The 20,222-nt window shown below is 52.6% G+C and carries 17 protein-coding genes; 6 read left to right on the top strand and 11 right to left on the bottom strand.

Annotation, left to right across the window (positions count from 1 at the left end):
* Window positions 1-92: 92 nt before the first annotated feature.
* Entirely contained in the window at window positions 93-989 is an 897-nt protein-coding gene (locus ABD035_RS00585) for a LysR family transcriptional regulator (RefSeq protein ID WP_212714115.1), read from the bottom strand.
* Window positions 990-1,027: 38 nt separating this feature from the next.
* Window positions 1,028-1,501: an OsmC family protein gene (locus ABD035_RS00580; RefSeq protein WP_343866843.1), complete on the bottom strand. Its 474-nt coding sequence runs from the start codon at window positions 1,499-1,501 to the stop codon at window positions 1,028-1,030.
* A 442-nt stretch (window positions 1,502-1,943) separates the two neighbouring features.
* On the opposite strand from ABD035_RS00580, the gene ABD035_RS00575 reads away from it, so the two are divergent.
* A complete protein-coding gene (locus ABD035_RS00575; protein WP_212714113.1) occupies window positions 1,944-2,816 on the top strand; it encodes a nucleoside-specific channel-forming protein Tsx in 873 nt (290 codons plus the stop codon).
* A gap of 223 nt (window positions 2,817-3,039) precedes the next feature.
* Complete coding sequence (locus tag ABD035_RS00570) at window positions 3,040-4,449, top strand: MFS transporter (RefSeq protein ID WP_343866840.1); 1,410 nt, start codon at window positions 3,040-3,042, stop codon at window positions 4,447-4,449.
* A gap of 79 nt (window positions 4,450-4,528) precedes the next feature.
* Here the strand turns inward: ABD035_RS00570 and ABD035_RS00565 are convergent, their stop codons facing one another.
* The 3 genes from ABD035_RS00565 to ABD035_RS00555 are packed head-to-tail and all read right to left on the bottom strand — an operon-like array spanning window position 4,529 to window position 8,388.
* Window positions 4,529-5,851 carry a c-type cytochrome gene (locus ABD035_RS00565; RefSeq protein ID WP_343866838.1) on the bottom strand — a complete coding sequence of 441 codons (1,323 nt, stop codon included), beginning with the start codon at window positions 5,849-5,851 and terminating at the stop codon, window positions 4,529-4,531.
* A gap of 12 nt (window positions 5,852-5,863) precedes the next feature.
* Entirely contained in the window at window positions 5,864-7,648 is a 1,785-nt protein-coding gene (locus ABD035_RS00560) for a GMC family oxidoreductase (protein ID WP_212714110.1), read from the bottom strand.
* A 2-nt stretch (window positions 7,649-7,650) separates the two neighbouring features.
* Window positions 7,651-8,388: a gluconate 2-dehydrogenase subunit 3 family protein gene (locus ABD035_RS00555; RefSeq protein ID WP_343866834.1), complete on the bottom strand. Its 738-nt coding sequence runs from the start codon at window positions 8,386-8,388 to the stop codon at window positions 7,651-7,653.
* Between the two features lie 301 nt (window positions 8,389-8,689).
* Between ABD035_RS00555 and sbmA the strand changes: the two genes are divergently transcribed.
* Together sbmA and ABD035_RS00545 are read left to right on the top strand one after the other, a co-directional pair.
* On the top strand, window positions 8,690-9,925 hold the full coding sequence (gene sbmA / locus ABD035_RS00550) for a peptide antibiotic transporter SbmA (RefSeq protein ID WP_343866832.1): 1,236 nt from the start codon (window positions 8,690-8,692) through the stop codon (window positions 9,923-9,925).
* Between the two features lie 218 nt (window positions 9,926-10,143).
* Window positions 10,144-11,055: a ParB/Srx family N-terminal domain-containing protein gene (locus ABD035_RS00545; protein ID WP_343866830.1), complete on the top strand. Its 912-nt coding sequence runs from the start codon at window positions 10,144-10,146 to the stop codon at window positions 11,053-11,055.
* 37 nt (window positions 11,056-11,092) lie between these two features.
* Here ABD035_RS00545 and yncE read toward each other — a convergent pair whose 3' ends face one another.
* The 3 genes from yncE to gltP all read right to left on the bottom strand — a co-directional run bounded on the left by yncE (window position 11,093) and on the right by gltP (window position 14,876).
* Window positions 11,093-12,136: a 7-bladed beta-propeller protein YncE gene (gene yncE, locus ABD035_RS00540; protein ID WP_343866828.1), complete on the bottom strand. Its 1,044-nt coding sequence runs from the start codon at window positions 12,134-12,136 to the stop codon at window positions 11,093-11,095.
* Window positions 12,137-12,496: 360 nt separating this feature from the next.
* Entirely contained in the window at window positions 12,497-13,408 is a 912-nt protein-coding gene (murQ, locus tag ABD035_RS00535) for an N-acetylmuramic acid 6-phosphate etherase (protein ID WP_343866825.1), read from the bottom strand.
* A gap of 157 nt (window positions 13,409-13,565) precedes the next feature.
* Entirely contained in the window at window positions 13,566-14,876 is a 1,311-nt protein-coding gene (gene gltP / locus ABD035_RS00530; protein WP_212714104.1) for a glutamate/aspartate:proton symporter GltP, read from the bottom strand.
* Window positions 14,877-15,386: 510 nt separating this feature from the next.
* On the opposite strand from gltP, the gene acs reads away from it, so the two are divergent.
* On the top strand, window positions 15,387-17,342 hold the full coding sequence (gene acs / locus ABD035_RS00525; protein WP_343866823.1) for an acetate--CoA ligase: 1,956 nt from the start codon (window positions 15,387-15,389) through the stop codon (window positions 17,340-17,342).
* Between the two features lie 72 nt (window positions 17,343-17,414).
* Here the strand turns inward: acs and ABD035_RS00520 are convergent, their stop codons facing one another.
* From ABD035_RS00520 to ABD035_RS00510, 3 genes are all read right to left on the bottom strand, one after another.
* Window positions 17,415-17,957: a YfaZ family outer membrane protein gene (locus ABD035_RS00520; protein ID WP_212714102.1), complete on the bottom strand. Its 543-nt coding sequence runs from the start codon at window positions 17,955-17,957 to the stop codon at window positions 17,415-17,417.
* A gap of 117 nt (window positions 17,958-18,074) precedes the next feature.
* Complete coding sequence (locus tag ABD035_RS00515; RefSeq protein WP_343866820.1) at window positions 18,075-18,776, bottom strand: LrgB family protein; 702 nt, start codon at window positions 18,774-18,776, stop codon at window positions 18,075-18,077.
* The gene (locus tag ABD035_RS00510; RefSeq protein ID WP_212714100.1) at window positions 18,769-19,197 is read right to left on the bottom strand and encodes a CidA/LrgA family protein; all 429 of its coding nucleotides are present in this window, start codon (window positions 19,195-19,197) and stop codon (window positions 18,769-18,771) included. The genes ABD035_RS00515 and ABD035_RS00510 overlap by 8 nt, the downstream gene beginning before the upstream one ends.
* Before the next feature lie 102 nt (window positions 19,198-19,299).
* Between ABD035_RS00510 and ABD035_RS00505 the strand changes: the two genes are divergently transcribed.
* A complete protein-coding gene (locus ABD035_RS00505; RefSeq protein ID WP_343866817.1) occupies window positions 19,300-20,202 on the top strand; it encodes a LysR family transcriptional regulator in 903 nt (300 codons plus the stop codon).
* The last annotated feature ends 20 nt before the right edge of the window (window positions 20,203-20,222 follow it).

The following is a 20,222-nucleotide window of genomic DNA, read 5'->3' as shown; positions in this document are numbered from 1 at the left end:
AGAAAAAGAAAGCGTAATGCCTGGCCGCGGGAAAACATAGCAGCCGGAAGATATTTACCGGCTGCTCCCTGATTATTACGCAGGTGTAATAATCAGGCGTCTCTGAGTTTTTCTGTCAGTAAATCACATAACCGTGTAACCGGCGAAGAGAGCGTATCCTGCATCTTACGCAGCAGGTAGCTGCGATAACCGGGTAGCTGCCAGTCAGGTAATACCGGACGTAAGGTGCCCTCTGCCAGGGCCTGATGGACCATATAGGAAGGCAGACAGGCAATGCCCGCCCCGGCGCAGGCCGCGGTAAGTAAGGCCATGCTGTTATTGGCACGAAACCGGCTGACCGCATTCACTTCTATGCGTTTTTTTTCTTTCCGGAAACTGAGGGCCGCCTGATGGGCCGGTCCGTGGAAGGTGAGTAGCTGGTGACGACCAAGCTGTTCCGGTGACGTCAGCCCGGGGTGCCTGTCCAGATAACTCTCCGCGGCATACAGTCCCCAATGGATCACCGAGAGCGGCTGCGATATCCCCTGATCCGGGGGCCGCTGACGAACCACGATCGCCACATCAATATCATCATGCATCATATCCGGTTCTCTGTCGCTCAGGTCAAGATCGACACGCACATGAATATTTTGCTGCATAAAGGGTTGCAGTAGCGGGACGATGCATTGACACCCGTAAGTGACCGGAGCCACCAGCCTGACCTGACCCGCCGGCTGACTGTGCATGCGGTGAATAAAATCATCCGCCGCTGACACCTGCCGGCTAAGGCTTTCACAATAGCGGTAATAAAGCAGGCCGCATTCGGTGACGGTCACCTTGCGGGTGGTACGGTGCAATAATTTCATCGCCAGGCGGTTTTCAAGTGCGGCGATTTCACGGCTGACGGTGGCGGTGGATACGCCCAGTAACCCCGCGGCCAGACTGAAGCTTTGTTGTTCCACCACCCGGGCAAAAATATACATCGCCTGCAGGTTTTCACCCTGTTGCATTCGTTATCCTGTTACCGGTCGTCCGGTGCTGGAAGGCGTTACCCGCCGCTGGTCACAAATTCCGGCCGGCATTCCACCGGGAAATTAACCGAATTTGCGATAAAACAGGCATCATGCGCGTTGTGATGGAGGGCCGTGGCCCGATCCCTGTCATGATCATTCTGCAGGCGGATACGCGGCTTGAGTATGATGCCGGTAAAATGGCCTTTCACCCCTTCCACCATCGTCCCTTCGGCCTCATCCTGATACTCTTCCACCACGATACCGGCATCTGCACATAAATGCAGATACCATAATTTATGGCAGGCAGAGACCGATGCCAGCAGGAGCTGTTCAGGATTCCAGCGGGTATAGTCGCCCCGGAAAGCAGGGTCTGCACTCAGTGCAATCGGCTGTCGCCCTTCAGCCTGCAACTCCCCTTCACGCCCATAGGCCTGATAAGACGATGTTCCTTCGCCACGGTTTCCCGTCCAGCGAACTGTCACACGATAATGATGCTGTCTTGCGGCCATAATCTTCCCCGTAGGTTTTTATTTCCGGCGACAACCTCTGATCGACGCTGCCAGGAGTAAATCATCATACTTTGTTATGTATATTTCCGGGAAGTCATTTCTCCGCGTTCACTTTTAAGGCATTCCCGGGAGGCTTTCCCGCGGATCCGTCTCCGGCTCCCGCCCGCGGCAAATAGCGTTTTCTGGCAAACTATTCCCGCAGGCCACCTCATCAGACTTAAGAAAAATGATACTAATATGATCTGGATCACATTAGTTTTGCTAAAAAATGAAACAGATTATAACAATTGTGAGGATTCTCCCTTTCCTGTCGTATGATATCCGGCATGATCATTCCGGATACGCAACGGTTTATCTGTCTTATGCATCTGGTTTGACTCCATTTTCTTTGCGTCTGTCTTCAGATGCGCTCTTTCAGTGTTCAGCAAATGGTGGCTATAAAATGAAATATAAAATAATGATGGCAGCAACACTTCTGGCAGGCTCTGTGGCGGGCCATACCTATGCGGCAGACTCCTCCCCGGAGTATGTCTCTGACTGGTGGCATCAGAGTGTGAATGTCGTTGGCAGTTATCACACCCGTTTCGGACCTCAGTTAAATAATGATCTCTACCTGGAATATGAAGCCTTTGCTCATAAAGACTGGTTTGATTTTTATGGGTACCTCGATTTACCGAAATTCTTCGGGACCGGAAACGGGAATGACAACGGGATCTGGGACAGACACAAAGGTTCACCCATGTTTATGGAAATTGAACCCCGCTTCTCGATTGATAAGCTGACCGGCACTGACCTGGGCTTTGGTCCTTTTAAAGAATGGTATTTTGCCAATAACTATATTTACGATATGGGCCCGAATAATGCTAACCGCCAGAACACCTGGTATATGGGGCTGGGGACCGATATTGATACCGGCACAAAACTGGCATTATCCATGAACGTTTACGCTAAATATCAATGGCAGAACTACGGTGCCGCCAATGAAAATAGCTGGGACGGTTACCGTTTTAAAATTAAATATATGTTACCACTGACCACCCTGTGGGGCGGCAACCTCGCCTATATTGGTTTTACTAACGTAGACTGGGATTCTGATCTGGGTGAGAAAGCTGGCCCTGTGCGTACCGGTAACTCTATCGCCTCCAGCCATATCCTGTCTCTGTCCTATGATCACTGGCATTACTCTCTGGTCGCCCGTTACTTCCATAACGGCGGACAGTGGGCCGATGGATCAACCCTTAACTTTGGTCAGGGTGATTTTTCTACCCGAAATACCGGATGGGGCTACTATGCGGTGGTCGGATATAGTTTCTGATTAATTCCGCTCTCCGTTATTATTATTAACGGTATTGTTCCGCGGGAAAATATTTCGCGGAACATCCCCCGCTATTATTACGGTTAATGACTAAAAATTTACCCTCGTCTTTTTTATTTCCTTCGACTATTCTGCATTCTCGTTCACTGCTTATCTTACCTTTCCAATAAAAATTGTGGATCAGCAGAATTGCAAATACAGTAAGCCCGGGGTTAAGTTATTTATGTCATCGTCTTGTATTACAGCAGAGATATCTGCTACTCCCAATCGAAATAATACGACAATCGCCGGACGCATTGATGCATTACCGGCAAGTAAAAGCCTCTGGTGTTTTATTTCTCTGTTAGCCCTCGGCGGATTCTTTGAACTCTACGATCTCTTTGAAACAGGATATATTAGTTCAGGTTTACTGGCAGCTAAGATATTTCATACGGGGAATGAAGGTGTTTTTGGTATTTCTGATCAGGCAGCTTTCGCTTCGGTCACCTTCCTCGGTTTATTTTTCGGTGCCAGTTTACTGGCCAAATATGCAGACAGATTTGGCCGCCGGCTGACCTTTATGTGTGCACTTGCCTGGTACGGGGTGTTTTCTCTGCTGATGGCCTTTCAGAACAGTGCAGAAGGCATCATTCTTTGCCGTTTTCTGGTCGGGGTGGGTCTGGGGGTCGAACTGGTCACGATTGATACCTATCTCTCGGAATGGATGCCGGCACATTTACGCAGCCGGGCTTTTGCTTTCTCTTTCTTTATCCAGTTTCTTTCTGTCCCTGTCGTGGCCATCATGTCCTGGTGGCTTATTCCGCAAACTCTTCTGACACTGGAAGGCTGGCGGTGGGTCATCATTGCCGGGGCCGTCTGTTCGCTGATTATCTGGAGCATCCGGCGTAACCTGCCGGAATCGGCCCGCTGGCTGGCACAGCAGGGACGCTATCAGGAGGCTCATCAGGTACTCAGTGACATGGAAAAACGTTGCGGAATGACTCCGGTCACCGACTTCCGGGTGGACACTTCCGGCGTAAAAGCCCCGGTTCAGGGGAAATTCCGCGAGATCTGGGCCCCGCAATGGCGTAAAAGGACCCTGATGCTGGTGGTGATGAACTTCTTCCAGTCGATTGGCTTCTTCGGTTTCGGCAACTGGCTACCGGCCCTGCTTTCCGGCAAAGGCACTACGCTGACCCATAGCCTGCTTTACTCTTTCTTTATTACTCTGGCTTACCCGCTGGGGTCGTTACTGTGCAGTCGCTATGCCGACAAAATAGAAAATAAGTGGCAGATCGTTATCTCTTCACTGATGACGGTTGTCTTCGGCACACTGTTTGCGCTGGTAACTCAGCCGGTACTGCTGATCCTTTGCGGATTTATGATCACCTATTCCAATGCCTGGCTGACTTTCAGCTACCACTCTTACCAGACCGAGATTTTCCCTACCCATATCCGCGCACGTGCGGTCGGATTCTGCTACTCCTTCAGCCGCTTATCAACCGTTTTCAGTAGTGTCATGATAGGTTCTATTCTGGCCTACGCCGGCAGCCAGGGCGTCATCCTCTTTATTATCCTCAGCATGCTGATGGTAATGCTCTCTGTGGGTCTGTTCGGACCGAAAACCCGCGGGCTGGACCTGGAAAATATCTGACAGGGATGGCATAACATTCCCCATAAAAAACGGGCGGCATCGCTGCCACCCGTTTTTTCTTCACTCTCTTACCGCGAAGTTACTGTTGTTTTTCCAGGTCTTTGATCGTCGCCCCGCCCTGATGGCCGCGGACAAATTCCGAGTTCCTGATATCTGCCACCTGGCTTGCCGTCACGCCGGAAGAGGCATTATTCCCCCAGCTGCTACGGATAAAGTTAACCACATCCGCGACTTTCTGATCATTCAGACGCCAGCCGAACGCTGGCATAGTGATGGCCGAAGGGGCACCCTGTACACCCGGCAGCGTATCTCCGGTAAGAATGATATGAATAAGCGATGTCGGATCCTTCGCTAATACCACCGGGTTCCCTTTCAGGGCCGGGTAGAAACGCTGATAGCCGGTCCCATCTGTTTTATGGCAGGCGGCACAGCTGTCCACATAGGAAGCGGCCCCGGTCATAGAGTCATCGCCCTTCAGGAGCGCCCGGGAGACCGAATCATCCGCAGTGAATGCCGGCTGCTTAGGATCCTGCGGGCTGAGAGACTTCAGATAACGGGCTATCGCCTGAATATCGCCATTACTCATATATTGCAGACTGTGCTGTACCACGTCGGTCATCCCGCCGAAGGCCGCGGTATGATCATTGCGGCCATAACGCAGGAACTGAGCAATATCGTCGGTACTCCAGCGGCCCAGGCCTTCACGGTTATCTCCGCGTAAATCACTGGCATCCCAGCCATCAATCGGGGAACTGCTGCCCGACAGGAAGAGATTACCGTCACTGTTATTCAGCGCTTTTTCCTGCATGGTGATGGCCCGTGGGGTATGGCAGGCACCACAGTGCCCCAGTCCTTCCACCAGATAACGCCCGCGGGCTAGCTCCGGGTCTTCACCCGCTGCTGCGACGGCAGGTTTGACGTCAGGTGCAAACATATGCCGCCAGATGGCCAGTGGCCAGCGCATAGAGAGTGGCCAGGGGATATCACTCGCCTTGTCCGGTTCACTCACCGGCTGGACACCCTGCATAAAATAGGCGTACAGAGCATGCATATCATCATCGCTCACCACCGCATAGGACGGGTAAGGCATCGCGGGATAGAGCGTCTCACCGTTTTTCGCAATCCCCTGACGCACAGCTTTCTGGAAATCATCATAGGTGTAGTTACCGATACCGTACGTCTTATCCGGCGTAATATTGCTGGAATAAATCGTGCCGATCGGTGTCTTCATCGGCAGACCACCGGCAAAAGGCTGACCGCCTTCGCTCGTATGGCATGCCGTACAGTCCCCGGCCCGTGCCAGATACTCACCGCGTTTCACCAGGTCCTGTCCGCTTTCCCCGGCAGCCATGGCAGAAAAGGCCAGCGAACTCAGCACCAGCGCTAATAGTCTTTTTTTCATCGTCTGTGCCTCTTATGCCTGTACCAACGGACCCGGATTTTTCAGATAGACTTCGCGGATCGCTTTCGCCGACCAGTAAGTCAGTGCAGCAACCATTCCTGTCGGGTTATAACCCAACCCCTGAGGAAAGGCTGACGCGCCCGGGACAAAGACATTCGGCACATCCCAGCTCTGCAGATAACGGTTAATGGCGCTGGTTTTCGGGTCTTCACCCATAATCGCTCCGCCATTCATATGGGTCGTCTGATACACCGTGGTATCAAAATGCGTACCCGGCGTTTTCGGGCCACCCATAATCAGTTTAGGATTCATGGCGCTGGCGATGTTGTGCATTTTAGCGACCATAAACTGTGACATTTTGATGTCATTCTCCTGCCAGTCGAACGTCATGCGCAGCAAAGGTTGTCCGTAGGCATCTTTATAATTCGGATCAAGATCCAGATAGTTCACCCGGTACGACTGGTGCGCGCCATGAGCATCCATCGAGACGTGATGCGTGTAAGTATCCGCAACCGCCGCTTTCCATTCACTGCCCCAGGCCGGCGTTCCCGTCGGGGTCGGTAACCCGGAAATCGGCTTAGTGCCCGCCTGGTTTACCCATAGCGGGGAACCGCCGACAAAACCATAAGGCGCATGGTCAAAGTTATCTGCATTAAAATCATCTACCGCCACACCCGCACCGCCCGCGCCGATAAACGGGTTAGTGGTGGTGTTTTTATCAAACAGCGCTTTCAGCGTAGAAATATTCTGATAGGCAAAATTACGACCCACGACCCCTTCATTAGTGATCGGGTTATACGGCTTGCCGATCCCTGACAGGAGCATCAGGTGAACGTTATGGAACTGGAACGCTGACAGGATCACCAGATCCGCCGGCTGGATTTGTTCACGGCCGCTGGCATCCAGGTAAGTCACCCCGGTCGCTTTTTTCTTATCGTCGGTCAGATTGACGCGTAAGACATAAGAGTCATTACGTAACTCAAACTTAGGTTCCTGACGCAGGGCCGGTAAAATGTTGACGTTAGGCGAGGCTTTTGAATACATATAACAGGCGTAGCCACTGCAATAACCACAGAAGTTGCATGGGCCCATCTGCGCGCCATAGGTGTTGGTATACGGGCCTGAGGTATTGGCCGACGGCATATCATAAGGATGATACCCCACCGACTCGGCGGCGGCCGCAAACAGCTGGGCGGAATAGGTCCGTTTCTGTGCTTTCAGCGGGAAGTCATCTGAACGATCCGGGGCAAATGGGTTTCCCCCTTTTCCTTTCCCCACCACCTGACCTTTGATGGTCCAGGCGTTACCCGAAGTACCGAACACTTTCTCGGCTTTATCGAAAAACGGTTCCAGTTCATCGTAGCTGACACCGAAATCCTGAATCGTCATCCCGTCCGGAATAAAGTTTTTACCGTAACGCTCTTCATAATGGCTGCGCAGACGTAATTCCGCCGGATCGACACGGAAATGAACCCCCGACCAGTGCAGCCCCGCGCCTCCGGTACCGGTTCCAGGCAGGAACGCATTTAACTGACGGTAAGGCAAGGCGGTCTGCGAGGCGTTATGCCGGACGGTGACGGTGCTCTTCGACAGATCCTGGAACAGTTTCTTACGCACATTATACGTCAGTTCATCGATGGACTGCGGATACGCACCGTCCGGATAGGTATCCCGCTGCGGGCCACGTTCCAGCGCGACCACATTCAGTCCGGCTTCGGTCAGTTCTTTCGCCATAATCGCCCCGGCCCAGCCGAAACCGACAATAACGACATCTGTTTTTTTCATTTCGTTCGCCATGATTACGCTCTTTCTCCACGAATTGATACCGGCGGGAAGGGATAATGTTCTCCGCGTTCTACCCAGTCCATAAAATCAGCACGGGCGCCCGGGAAACCAATCAGTTTCCAGCCCGTCATTCCCTGATTACCGCCATGGATAGGGTCACTGAAGAATCCTTCACGGGTGTTTTGTAACAGGTAGGAGAAAAAGAGCTTACTTGGCAGGTGGCTGAATTCTGCCTGCCCGCTTTCAAAGGCTTTCAGCAGGCTGATCTGCTGGTCTGCGGTTAATTCGGCAAAGACTTTCTGGTGCTGTTGCTGACTGTAGGCGTCCGCATCCGCCAGACCCAGACGATAGATCTGGCGCGGCACCAGCGGTAACTGATACCCCAGTTCTTTCGGCGCGTCCGGCGCAAACGGGCCCTGCATATACCAGTTAGCCCCGGTGGCATACGGGGTATTCATCTGACGGTCGATGTATTCCGGGACGCCGGCTTCCAGGGCGCCCGGGCCACGATCATCCGCCGGAATCAGGTGAGCGACCGCCGCTTTGATAAATGCATATTCTTCCGCGGTAAACCAGCCGGGTTGATAGTCGCGGGGAGAGTGCTGCCCGTTTGCGGCACTCTCAGCCGCCTGCGCGGCAGGACTTAATGCAAGTGAACCAATGGCTGTGCTTCCCACTGCCATCGCCGGCGCAAGAGTAATTGTTCTTAACAAAAAATCCCTGCGTGATTGACCATTCTTATGTTCTGACATGACATTGCCTCAGTACCGCATATAATGCAGCATGAAATGTTAAAATTTTAGTGATGTTTTGAAATTATCAATAACGGTTACTAATTAGTGTTACCGGTAACAAGTTTAGACATTCTACACTCGTTATTCATAAGCTCCAGTAGATCAAAACATTAATTTTGTATTTTTTTAACATAACGGGTGGGTATGTTTTACATCAGCGGTGACAGGCCATCCTGTTTGTCACTGTCAGAAACATCCCCCAACAGACAGTTAACAGGGTTTCGCGCTATAACAGGATGAGACTAATAATGGAGTGGTTATGTTTAAATGTTTCTTTCCCCGACCGGGTCCCTTTTTCACCAGTGCAGCTATCTGGAGTCTGATCACCATCGTCTGCTGGTTCCTGTTCGGTGAAACTGCGCTAATGCATTTCCCCGCGCTGGCGAAGGCGGCGGCCAGCCCGCTCCCGAATACCGTTTTTCGCTTCGTGCATCTCAGCCAGGTCTGGTTCTATCTCTATTTCTGGATAGCCACTGCACTCTTTGCCCTGGTCTGGCGCGCTATTGATAACCACCCCTGGCAGCTCTGGTCAGTCTGGGGCTCGGCACTGATCATCTTTTCAACCTGGTTTGGCGTTCAGGTCGGTGTGGCTATCAATGCCTGGTATGGCCCTTTCGGTGATTTGATCCAGAAAGCACTGACCAAGGCAGGCTCGGTGCCGATTACCGTGTTTTATGATCAGGTGATTGCCTTCCTGGGGATCGCCCTCGTGGCGGTGGTGATCGGCGTGATGAACTCCTTCTTTATCAGTCACTGGGTGTTTCGCTGGCGTACCGCAATGAACAACTATTACATTGCTAACTGGCAGCATCTGCGCCAGGTCGAAGGTGCCGCTCAGCGTGTGCAGGAAGATACCATGCGTTTTGCCAGCACACTTGAAAGCTGGGGCGTCAGCTTTATCCAGGCCATTATGACGCTTATCGCTTTCCTGCCGGTGCTGGTGGGTCTGTCACACTACGTCAAAGATATCCCGTTCCTTGGCAATATCCCGTATGCACTGGTCATCATTGCCCTGCTGTGGTCGCTGTTCGGCACCGGTTTACTGGCTCTGGTGGGGATTAAATTACCGGGGCTGGAATTCCGTAACCAACGGGTGGAAGCGGCCTATCGTAAAGAACTGGTCTACGGGGAAGACCATGCCGACCGGGCGACGCCGCCAACCGTCCATGAGCTGTTCAGCCAGGTCCGCTACAATTACTTCCGGCTCTACTTCCATTACCTGTATTTTAATATCACCCGTATTCTGTATCTGCAGGTCGATAATGTGTTCGGGCTGTTTGTGCTGTTCCCGTCCATTGTTGCCGGGACCATAACGCTCGGGATCATGAACCAGGTTTCTAATGTCTTTGACCAGGTGCGATCTTCATTCCAGTATCTGATCAATTCCTGGTCAACACTGGTAGAGCTGATGTCTATCTATAAACGTCTGCGGAGTTTTGAACAGATCCTGCAGAACAAACCGCATGATGAAATGATGCAGGACGCCGCAGAATAACGGCAGGCCGCGTCTCCGTTCCCCCGGGGGACGGAGACGCGGTTAACGTCGTATCGCGCACATTTCGCCATATCATCATAAAAACCTGCTCAGTAAAGTGTCATAATCCCGGCGGCCGGCCAGGCCAGGAGAGAGTGAAAAGAGTAATGCTTTCATACCGCTGATATTCCCCGGCGGTTACCCGTTTATCATCCTGCGTTTTTACTGAGGACCTCCGAATGAATCGAGTCATCTTCGTCTGTCTGTCAGGACTGCTGACCAGCGTCCTGTCCGTACAAAGCATGGCGGCCGGGAACACGATAAAACAACTTCCGGTTAATGAGATCCATCCTACCCAGCCCGCCGTCGGTTATGATGAAATACATTATAAAATTGCCGTTGATAAAGCCGACCCTGGCAGATTATTTACTGAGTTTTGTGAGAACAATGGAGCAGGCCGCGTCAGTCAATACAACGCTCACTCGGCGATCACCCGCCCCGACAGTTTCACCTGCCAGTCGCCGTATGGCACTCACCCGGATGCGGTGAAGAGTGCGGTTATTGCCCCGGATCATCAGATCTATCTCACCGACGGGCATCATACGATCAGTATTTTCCGTGATATTGCAGGGGATAAGAACTTTACCTTCAGTGTCCGAATCACCAACGATCTCAGTCAGCTACCGGATATGGCGGCCTTCTGGCAATGGATGGAACAGCATAACCAGGCCTGGCTGAACGATCCGGCAGGAAAGCCTGTTAAGCCCGCGGATTTACCGGCACAGGTTGGCATGAAATTTATGGCGGACGATACTTACCGCTCCGTGGTCTATTTTCTCCGCGCTGTCGCGTATAAGAAACCGGAGAATGCCCCGCCGTTCCTGGAATTTTACTTAGGTGACTGGCTACGCCATCATCAGCCGGTGACCTTAGGTGCGCTGAAAACCAAAGCCGGTTATGCCGCCTACCTTGCCCGGGCCGCCAATGCATTGGTGAATGCCAGCGGATCGGAACACACGACAGCCTCCCCGGACTCACCGACGCTCGGTCAGTTGGGTAAGCTGGATAAAGTTAATGTGAAAAAACTCGATAAGCTGAGTGAGAAAGGCGGGAAACTGTCGGTGTTGTTCGGGGAGGGGGCGGCATCCTGAGAGGAAAAACAGGGGGACCCGCCCCCTGTTCAGGCGATTACAGCGTAATGCGCATCACTTCATCCGGGGCCGTTGCCGGTTTCTCACGGGAAGCCGGCTGTTTCACGGTGACAAAAACGCTCTTACCGTCGGCGGACAGCGCCAGACTGTTAGGCAGTCCCGGGGCTTTCACGGTCTGTTCCAACTGGTAATTTTGGGTATTGATAATACTGACCGTCCCGGCCTGACGGTGAGTCACATACAGCTGATGACGCTGCGGGTTATACAGAACAGACAGTGATTCCGGGACATTGATTTTATTGATCACTTTATCGGTACGGGTATCCACCACCAGCACCCCGGGTTGCTTATAATCAGAAATAAACAGACGATGTCCCACCGGATCTGACGCAATGTTCAGCAGCGCACTGTCGCCTTTTTCCACGAGCTTCACTTTCTTTTCAATACGCTGAGTCGTCGTGTTAATCACGACCAGTTCCCCGTCACCATTAGAGATGTAGAGCGTATGATGGGCACTGTCCAGAGCAACACCTGCCCCCAGTTTTCCGGTATGTTCAATGGTATTCAGCAGTGTCAGGTTCTTCGCATCAACCACCCAGACCACACTGTCCGCCCCCACGCCCGGGATATAAAGACGGTCATTCTCCGGATCAATCGCGATTTCACGGATCTGCAGCGGTCTGACCGTGTCGCTGCGCTGACGGCTATCCAGCACCAGGTGTTTCAGTTGCTCGCCACTGCGGGTATCGATGGAGGTCAGAGAGCTTTCGCGGCTGTTACCGAGGTAGAGGATGCCGGTGCGTGCATCCAGTGCCATACCAAAAGGTTTATACGGGCTTTTCAGGGTTTGGGTCGTTTTTAAATCCTGCGGGTCAAGCCGGTAAACTACGCCGCCCGGTTCGTCACGTCCCTGAGCACCTGAAACGTAGAGCGAATTACCTGTCTGGTTATAGACCAGTTCATAGAGTCCTTTTCCGACCGGCTGATGCAGGGTTGATGCCGGTTGAGAAGCAAAGCTGCCCGCTGAAAACAGTGCTGCCACCAGCACCAGAGGACGGAAAAACGTCTGATGAGTCATCATGTTGTAAGTATCTCCAGAGTAATGAACGGCGTATTCCCGGCTTATGCGGATACTGCCCTTTGCGCGGCCGATAGAATAAATGATTTTCTTTATGATAAGAATAATCATTTACATTTAAAATGAACAGCTTTTTATCCGGCAGCCGGAGACCCTCAGGATATGACAAGTAATAAGAGGTGAAAGTGAATAGTCACTTACCGCCAGTTCCTTTTGCCGGTTAGTGTGGTGGTAAATCTCAGTGTTTACTGTCGCCGCCATCAATATGGCGGGGAATCTCACTGTTTTCCGGCCGCCGCCATCAGTGCGGCGGGGAATCTCAGTGTTTTACTGTCGCCGCCATCAGTGCGGCGGGGAATCTCACTATTTTCCGGCCGCCGCCATCAGTGCGGGGCGTATAAATCCCTGATGGGTTACCAGCAGCTCTGCCGCCTGCGCTGCTGTCAGACCGGCGAGGATCATCAGGATGGCGGTTTTGCAATGACCATGACAGTCAGTGAGTGCCTGCTTCGCTTCTGATTCGCTGCAATCAGTGGCCTGCATGACAATGTTGACCTGCCGTCTGACCAGTTTGGCATTTGTCGCCTCGACATCCACCATCAGGTTACCGAATACCTTTCCCCTGCGGATCATCGCGCCGGTGGTCAGCATATTCAGGACCAGCTTCTGTGCCGTGCCGGCTTTCATTCGTGACGAGCCGGTCACGACTTCCGGCCCCACCACCGGCGTCAGAGCGATATCTGCCCGCGCTGCCATCTCGCTGTCAGGATTACAGCTCAATGCCACGGTTGTCGCGCCACAGCCGGTCGCATACGCCATGGCCCCGAGAACATAAGGTGTTCTGCCGCTGGCGGCGATACCCACCAGAATATCACTGGCAGTAAAACGGATAGCTTCTAAATCTGCGCGACCCTGCCCGTCGTTATCTTCCGCATTCTCTACCGCTTTCAGGATAGCGGTTTTCCCGCCCGCAATCAGTCCCACCACCTGTTCGTGCGGGGTCCCGAAAGTTGGCGGGCACTCACTTGCATCAAGAATACCTAACCGGCCTGACGTCCCGGCACCGCAATAAATTAACCGTCCCCCACGGGAGAATGCCTGTGTAATGGCATCAACGGCCCGGGCAATCTGCGGCAATATGGCCTCCACGGCCAGTGCGACTTTTTTATCTTCCCGGTTGATCACGGCCAGCATCTCTTCGGTCGATAGCTGGTCAATATTTTCACTGGCAGGATTACGACCTTCCGTAATCAGGGCGTTCAGGTTGAGGGTCATAATGACTCCGGAATGAGATCAGGACAGCCCGCATCATAAAACATGCATCGCAGAGGGAAAAGTGCCGTTCAGCAGGGAGATCAACGCGGGGGAAATTCAGAAAAGCGGCTCTCTGCACCGGCAGCGCCGGGCAGAGAGCAGGGTCAACACATCGTACTTAGTCGTTAGCCAGTTGATGCGTCTTCATTTTTTGCTCATAGGCTAAGGCTTTCGCCGTATCGAACTGCCCTTCCCAGCGGGAAATGACTAAGACGGCCAGCGCATTCCCCACGACATTGAGTGCGGTACGAGCCATATCCATAATACGGTCAACCCCGGCAATAAAGGCCAGCCCCTCGAGCGGGATACCGACACTGCCCAGAGTCGCCAGCAGCACCACAAAGGAGACGCCTGGCACACCGGCAATCCCTTTCGAGGTCACCATCAATGTCAGGACCAGGACAATTTCGCTGGTCAGCGATAAGTCGATACCGTACAACTGCGCGATAAAGATGGCGGCAATACTCTGATACAGCGTCGAACCATCGAGGTTAAAGGAATACCCTGTCGGTACCACAAAGCTGGTAATTGACTTCGGGGCACCATAGGCCTCCATCTTTTCCATGATCCGTGGCAAGACGGTCTCTGAACTGGAGGTTGAGTAGGCGAGGATCAGTTCATCTTTCAGGATGCGCATAATGGTGATAATACGCAGCCCGCAAATTCTGGCGACAATCCCCAGTACCACGAAGGCGAACAGTAAAATCGCCGCATACACCAGACCGACCAGTTTCGCCAGCGGAAGCAGTGAGGCAAAACCAAAGTTCGCCAGCGTGACGGTGATCAGGGCAAACACACCGATCGGTGCATAACGCATGATCATATGCGTCACTTTGAACATGGTTTCTGAGACACCACGGAACACGGAGACCAGCGGATCACGTTGTTCCGCAGGCAGCGCAGACAGCCCCATACCAAACAGTACAGAGAAGAAAATAATGGCCAGCATATCGCCATTCACCAGCGATACAAAAATGTTCTGCGGGATAATGGATAAGATAGTACTGACCAGACTGTGTGGGCCACTCTCTACCTGTTGCGTGGTCGCCTCGTATTTAGAGATGTCCGTAGTGGTCAGCGTGGACATATCAATGCCCGCTCCCGGATGGAACACATTCGCCAGCGTAATCCCCAGGATAATGGCGATCGTGGTGATTATCTCAAAATAGAGGATAGTTTTGACGCCGATCCGGCCCAGCTTTTTAGCATCACCGACCCCGGCAATACCAATAATCAGCGAAGAGATCACGATCGGCACAACAATCATCTTAATCAGATGAATAAATATATCACCGGCCGGTTTCAGGATATTGAGGATTAACCAGTCACGGTGTTCAGGCTGATTATGCAAAACGGTACCCGCTACAATACCTAAAATCAGCGCAATCAGTATTTGCCAGGCAAGACTAACCTTTTTGCCTTTTTTCATTTTTAATTCCTTAGTCAGACTTCCTTTTCGCTTTTCAGCAAAAAACTACTCAGGGAAGTGAACAAACACCGGGTAAAACAGATCTTCTCCGAGGAAAAAAACTCATAACACCCTGCATAAGATTGAGATAAGTACCATTTTCACCCCGGTTCTGGCAACCTTATTCCGAAGTCTGTAAAAAGATAACTTAACACGGACAGGCCATTCAGGATCCCGCGGATTGATATAAGTATCTGTTATAAAAAGGGATAACAGACTGCGTATTCCCGTCTCAGCGGCCAGACATCTTAACAATAAAATTCATAAATCTTATAGATTTACAGAGTGATTCCCGGGAACGGCTAATAACTGTTACTTTCAATCGTTAATTTACAGTTTAGGGATTTACCGCCTGATAATATGACTTTTCTCCTCTGCGTGATCAGTCACTCAAATGCAATACATTCTTTTAACATCTTTTGAGTAACATTGTATAAACATAAAACCAACAAATAAACGTGGAAACCTGCTATGAGCCACAATTATAAACACCCCATCCCGCCGGGAATTGCTGAAAATGCGCTGATTAACGCCGGGCAATATACTGAGATGTATCAGCAGTCCGTGGAACAACCGGATATTTTTTGGGGCCAGCAGGGAAAAATCCTCGACTGGATCACGCCTTATCAGACAGTAAAAAATACTTCGTTTGTCCCCGGTGATATACGCATCCGTTGGTACGAAGACGGGACACTCAATCTTGCGGCTAACTGCATTGACCGTCATCTGGCCACTCATCCCGACAAAATCGCTATCCTCTGGGAAGGCGACGATGCCAGCCAGAGCCAGCAACTGACTTACCATCAGCTGCATGAGCAGGTCTGCCGCGCAGCAAATATGCTGACGGCGCTGAACGTGAAAAAAGGCGATGTGGTCGCCATTTATATGCCGATGGTCCCGGAAGCCGCCATCGCGATGCTGGCCTGCGCCCGTATCGGCGCCGTTCATACCGTTATTTTTGGCGGTTTTTCGCCGGATGCCGTGGCCGGTCGTATTACAGACTGCGCCGCCAAAATCGTCATCACTGCCGACGAAGGTCTCCGGGCCGGACGCCCTATTCCGCTGAAGAAAAATGTCGACGAAGCCCTGAAGAACCCGACGGTCACCAGCGCCGAAAAGGTCGTTGTCTTCAGACGCACCGGAACACCTGGCGAATGGCAGGACGGCCGTGACCTCTGGTGGCATGAACTGATGGCCTCTGCAGGTACAGAACACACACCGGTGCCGGTCAATGCGGAAGACCCGCTCTTCATCCTCTACACCTCGGGGTCCACAGGTAAGCCCAAAGGCGTACTGCATACGACCGGCGGATACCTGGTCTACGCCGCAACCACCTTCAAATATGTCTTTGATTATCATCCTGAAGATATCTACTGGTGTACCGCAGATGTCGGCTGGATCACCGGACACAGCTATCTGGTCTATGGCCCGCTGGCCTGTGGCGCGACCACCCTTATTTTTGAAGGTGTCCCTAACTGGCCGACACCGGCCCGGATGGCACAGGTGGTCGACAAACACCAGGTGTCCATCCTCTACACGGCCCCCACGGCAATCCGTGCGCTGATGGCTGAAGGGGACAGTGCCATTGCCGGCACCCGGCGTGACAGTCTGCGCATTCTGGGCTCCGTCGGTGAGCCGATTAACCCGGAAGCCTGGGAATGGTATTACCGCACCATCGGCAACAGCCATTGCCCGATTGTCGACACCTGGTGGCAGACAGAAACCGGCGGCTTAATGATTACCCCGCTGCCGGGGGCTACCGAACTGAAAGCCGGGTCGGCGACACGTCCTTTTTTTGGGGTGCAGCCCGCCTTACTGGACAACGACGGTATAACGCTGGAAGGGGCCTGTGAAGGGAACCTGGTGATCACCGATTCCTGGCCGGGTCAGGCCCGGACTCTGTTCGGGGACCACGCACGCTTTGAACAAACCTATTTCTCGACGTTCAGAAACTGTTACTTCAGTGGCGACGGTGCACGCCGTGATGCCGACGGAGACTACTGGATCACCGGTCGGGTGGATGATGTCTTAAATGTTTCCGGGCACCGTCTGGGCACTGCTGAGATCGAGTCCGCCCTGGTGTCACATCCTAAAATTGCCGAAGCCGCGGTCGTCGGCATTCCTCATGCTATCAAGGGCCAGGCCATCTATGCGTATGTAACGCTCAATGCCGGCGAGGAACCGACACCGGAACTCTATACCGAAGTCCGCCATTGGGTGCGTAAAGAAATCGGCCCGATAGCGACTCCGGACGTTTTACATTGGGCAGAGATGTTACCGAAAACCCGGTCAGGGAAAATTATGCGCAGGATCCTGCGTAAGATTGCGGCCGGAGAAACCTCAGGACTGGGCGATACCTCGACACTGGCAGACCCGGGGGTCGTTGAGAGATTACTGGAAGAACAACAGACGATTAACATGCCCTGAAAGGGCTGACTGCAGGGACGCCAGTGGCGTCCCTGCGCACATCCCGCGGAATAGCTTTCCGCGGGACATTCATCAGAAGCTGACGGAAGCGCTGATATAAGGACCGTCGACCAGTACGTTATCCTTATTATTGTTGGTGTTCTTCAGACCCACATACTGATACCCGGCACGTAAGCTCACCAGAGAAATCGGGCTGAAGCTGATTCCGCCACCGGCTTGCTGGTAACGTTCCAGGTGGTCAGAGAATGATTTTGGTGCGTAGTAATATTCACCGTACACGCCCCACATGCTGTTCAGCTGATAGCTGACACCGGAACCGACAGCAACGGTGAAGCCATCTTTGCCATCTGACGGATGGGTATACAGTGCTTTCGCGGCCGGAGAGACGTTAAACGGACCCACAGACAGGTTATAACCTAATGTGGCACCACTGACGCTGCCATCATCATTACTGCGTAACCAGTTTCCTTTCAGGAACAGTCCCGGAGACTGGCTGCCAAGCCCCACACTCAGGTTAGTACTGTGTTCTCCGACATCCACACTTCCTTCGACGGCTTGTGCCATACCACTGGTCACCAGACCGGCCAGCCCGAGGGCCAGGATTGTTTTTTTCATTATATTACTCCCGAAAAATTAAAAGACGTGCTACGCGAGTATTTGAACAGCAAGGAAAACTACCGGCAACAGGTTTATAAGTTAACGGAAGTAACTTTCGTCATATTCTGAAATGCCTTAGCTTTTTAACGTCCACATCACATGACCAATGATCGGTGCAGCCAGTACCGTAACCACCCCCGCCAGCATCATCACCAGACTGGAGACCACGCCTTCCTGAGGGCCTATCTGATAAGCTCTGGCCGTACCGGCACCGTGTGATGCGGCCCCCAGGCCGGCACCCTTCGCCATCCCCTGTTTGATCGCAATACGCAGAAACAGAAAATCCCCCATTGCCATACCAAACACCCCGGTCAGCACCACAAACAGTGCGACCAGATCCGGCTGTCCTCCCACCGGCTTGGCGGCCGCCAACGCGAAAGGCGTGGTAATTGAGCGTACCGCCAGACTCCGCTGGATTTCCACCGGCAGGGTAAATAACCGTGCCAGCCAGACAGAAGTACAGACGGCGACCAGGGTTGCCGTGATCACCCCCGCGGTCAGTGACATCCAGTGACGTTTGATAATCGCCATGTTCTCATACACCGGCACCGCAAACGCCAGTGTGGCGGGACCCAGTAACCAGATCAGCCAATGGCTGTCGGCGATATAATCTTTCCAGGTAATATGTGTAATGAGCAACATCACCACCAGTACCATCGGAGTCATCACCAGCGGCATCAGGAGCAGGGTACGCCAGCGGGTATAGAGCCGCTTGTTCACGTAATAGACCAGTAACGTCAGCACAAAACAGAGAACGCTTACGATAAAATCACTCATGGCGAGCCAGCTTACGCTCTGCACGGGCGATTTCATACTGGTAGATACGTTGTACCACCAGCGAAGTCGCCGCCAGTACCAGCATGGTACTGATAGCGATCACCAGGCAGATACGCACACCGTCCTGACGTAACAACGGACCGTAGTTAATCACGGCCACCACGGCAGGGATAAAAAACAGTAACATTTCGGCCAGTAGCCAGTTCGACCCTGCTTTTACCCATTTCAGCGGCAGGATGCGGCTCACAATAAGAAACAGCAGAAGTACCATGCCTACGATATTCGCCGGCAGGGGAATATGTAGCCAGACCACCAATTGTTCAGAAAATAAGAACAGACCAATATAAATCAGTACCTGCACAGGCAACTGCAACAAATGGGGTAATTTTGTCAGCCGCTGTGAACGAAGGGCTGCAAGCATGGTGAACTCCTCATGAATAATTGATACAGGAAGTATACAACCTGGTCACCGGGTGAATAAAATGAACTAAAATTATCTTAACCATGCCATTTAGGAATACTTATGGATGTAAAGGCGATTCGCTACTTTACTGAAGTGGTCCGTCAGCAGAGTTTTACCCGTGCGGCAGAGAAGTTATATGTCACTCAGCCGACCATCAGTAAGATGCTGCGTCAGCTGGAAGAAGAACTGGGATGCACCCTGCTTTTAAGGGAGGGACGTAAACTCTACCTGACCGATAGCGGTAAAGCGGTTTACCAGCGCGGGCTAACCATACTGCAGGAGTTCCGCCAGCTGGAAGCAGAAATTGGCGATATCAATCAGTTAAAAACCGGTGAGCTCAGGCTGGGTATTCCGCCGATGGTCGGTATGCAGATTGTCGGCTCTATTTCTGCCTTCCATAAGCGTTACCCGGGGGTGGAACTTAAAATTTCCGAATTCGGCGGGCTGGCGGCACAACAGGCCGTACTGCAGGGACGGCTGGATATTGCCATGACCGCGCTGCCGGCAGAAAATGAATTCCCTCTGCAGGTTCTGCCTCTGTTAGAGCACCGGTTATGTGTACTGGTTCCACGCACCGAAGAGTGGCTGGCGCGCGAGCGACTGACGCTGGAAGAGGTGGCCCGCTACCCGCTGCTGGTATTCAACGAAGAGTTTTCGCTTAATCGTCAAATCAGTAAATCGTTCCAGCGTCAGGGGCTGACGCCGGATATTGCCATCCAAAGCGGGCAATGGGATTTTCTGGCGACGATGGTGCAGGCCGGGATGGGCGTAGCCATCCTGCCGGAACCTATTTGTGAGCGACTCGACCCGGCATCGTTGCTCTGGCTGCCTCTGGAGTCGGAACTGACCTGGACACTGGGCCTGGTCTGGCGGGAAGGTAACTACATTTCAAGCAGCACCCGGGCATGGATCCAGTGCTGTCGTGACTACTGGCCGGACAGCTCTGCGCTGTTAAGGCTCTGATCTCCGACCGGGGAACACCG

It is taken from the genome of Tatumella terrea, from assembly GCF_039523755.1.
GTDB lineage: Bacteria > Pseudomonadota > Gammaproteobacteria > Enterobacterales > Enterobacteriaceae > Tatumella > Tatumella terrea.
This window is presented reverse-complemented; position numbering and strand designations above follow the sequence as displayed.

Bases quoted from the DNA above. Each gene is read 5' to 3' on its own strand.
- murQ (WP_343866825.1), bottom strand. From the start codon at position 13,408: ATGACCCTCAACCTGAACGCCCTGATTACGGAAGGTCGTAATCCTGCC.
- ABD035_RS00505 (WP_343866817.1), top strand. From the start codon at position 19,300: ATGGATGTAAAGGCGATTCGCTACTTTACTGAAGTGGTCCGTCAGCAG.
- yncE (WP_343866828.1), bottom strand. From the start codon at position 12,136: ATGATGACTCATCAGACGTTTTTCCGTCCTCTGGTGCTGGTGGCAGCA.
- acs (WP_343866823.1), top strand. From the start codon at position 15,387: ATGAGCCACAATTATAAACACCCCATCCCGCCGGGAATTGCTGAAAAT.
- ABD035_RS00555 (WP_343866834.1), bottom strand. From the start codon at position 8,388: ATGTCAGAACATAAGAATGGTCAATCACGCAGGGATTTTTTGTTAAGA.
- ABD035_RS00570 (WP_343866840.1), top strand. From the start codon at position 3,040: ATGTCATCGTCTTGTATTACAGCAGAGATATCTGCTACTCCCAATCGA.
- ABD035_RS00515 (WP_343866820.1), bottom strand. From the start codon at position 18,776: ATGAGTGATTTTATCGTAAGCGTTCTCTGTTTTGTGCTGACGTTACTG.
- ABD035_RS00520 (WP_212714102.1), bottom strand. From the start codon at position 17,957: ATGAAAAAAACAATCCTGGCCCTCGGGCTGGCCGGTCTGGTGACCAGT.
- ABD035_RS00580 (WP_343866843.1), bottom strand. From the start codon at position 1,501: ATGGCCGCAAGACAGCATCATTATCGTGTGACAGTTCGCTGGACGGGA.
- ABD035_RS00565 (WP_343866838.1), bottom strand. From the start codon at position 5,851: ATGAAAAAAAGACTATTAGCGCTGGTGCTGAGTTCGCTGGCCTTTTCT.
- ABD035_RS00575 (WP_212714113.1), top strand. From the start codon at position 1,944: ATGAAATATAAAATAATGATGGCAGCAACACTTCTGGCAGGCTCTGTG.
- ABD035_RS00585 (WP_212714115.1), bottom strand. From the start codon at position 989: ATGCAACAGGGTGAAAACCTGCAGGCGATGTATATTTTTGCCCGGGTG.
- ABD035_RS00510 (WP_212714100.1), bottom strand. From the start codon at position 19,197: ATGCTTGCAGCCCTTCGTTCACAGCGGCTGACAAAATTACCCCATTTG.
- ABD035_RS00560 (WP_212714110.1), bottom strand. From the start codon at position 7,648: ATGGCGAACGAAATGAAAAAAACAGATGTCGTTATTGTCGGTTTCGGC.
- ABD035_RS00545 (WP_343866830.1), top strand. From the start codon at position 10,144: ATGAATCGAGTCATCTTCGTCTGTCTGTCAGGACTGCTGACCAGCGTC.
- sbmA (WP_343866832.1), top strand. From the start codon at position 8,690: ATGTTTAAATGTTTCTTTCCCCGACCGGGTCCCTTTTTCACCAGTGCA.
- gltP (WP_212714104.1), bottom strand. From the start codon at position 14,876: ATGAAAAAAGGCAAAAAGGTTAGTCTTGCCTGGCAAATACTGATTGCG.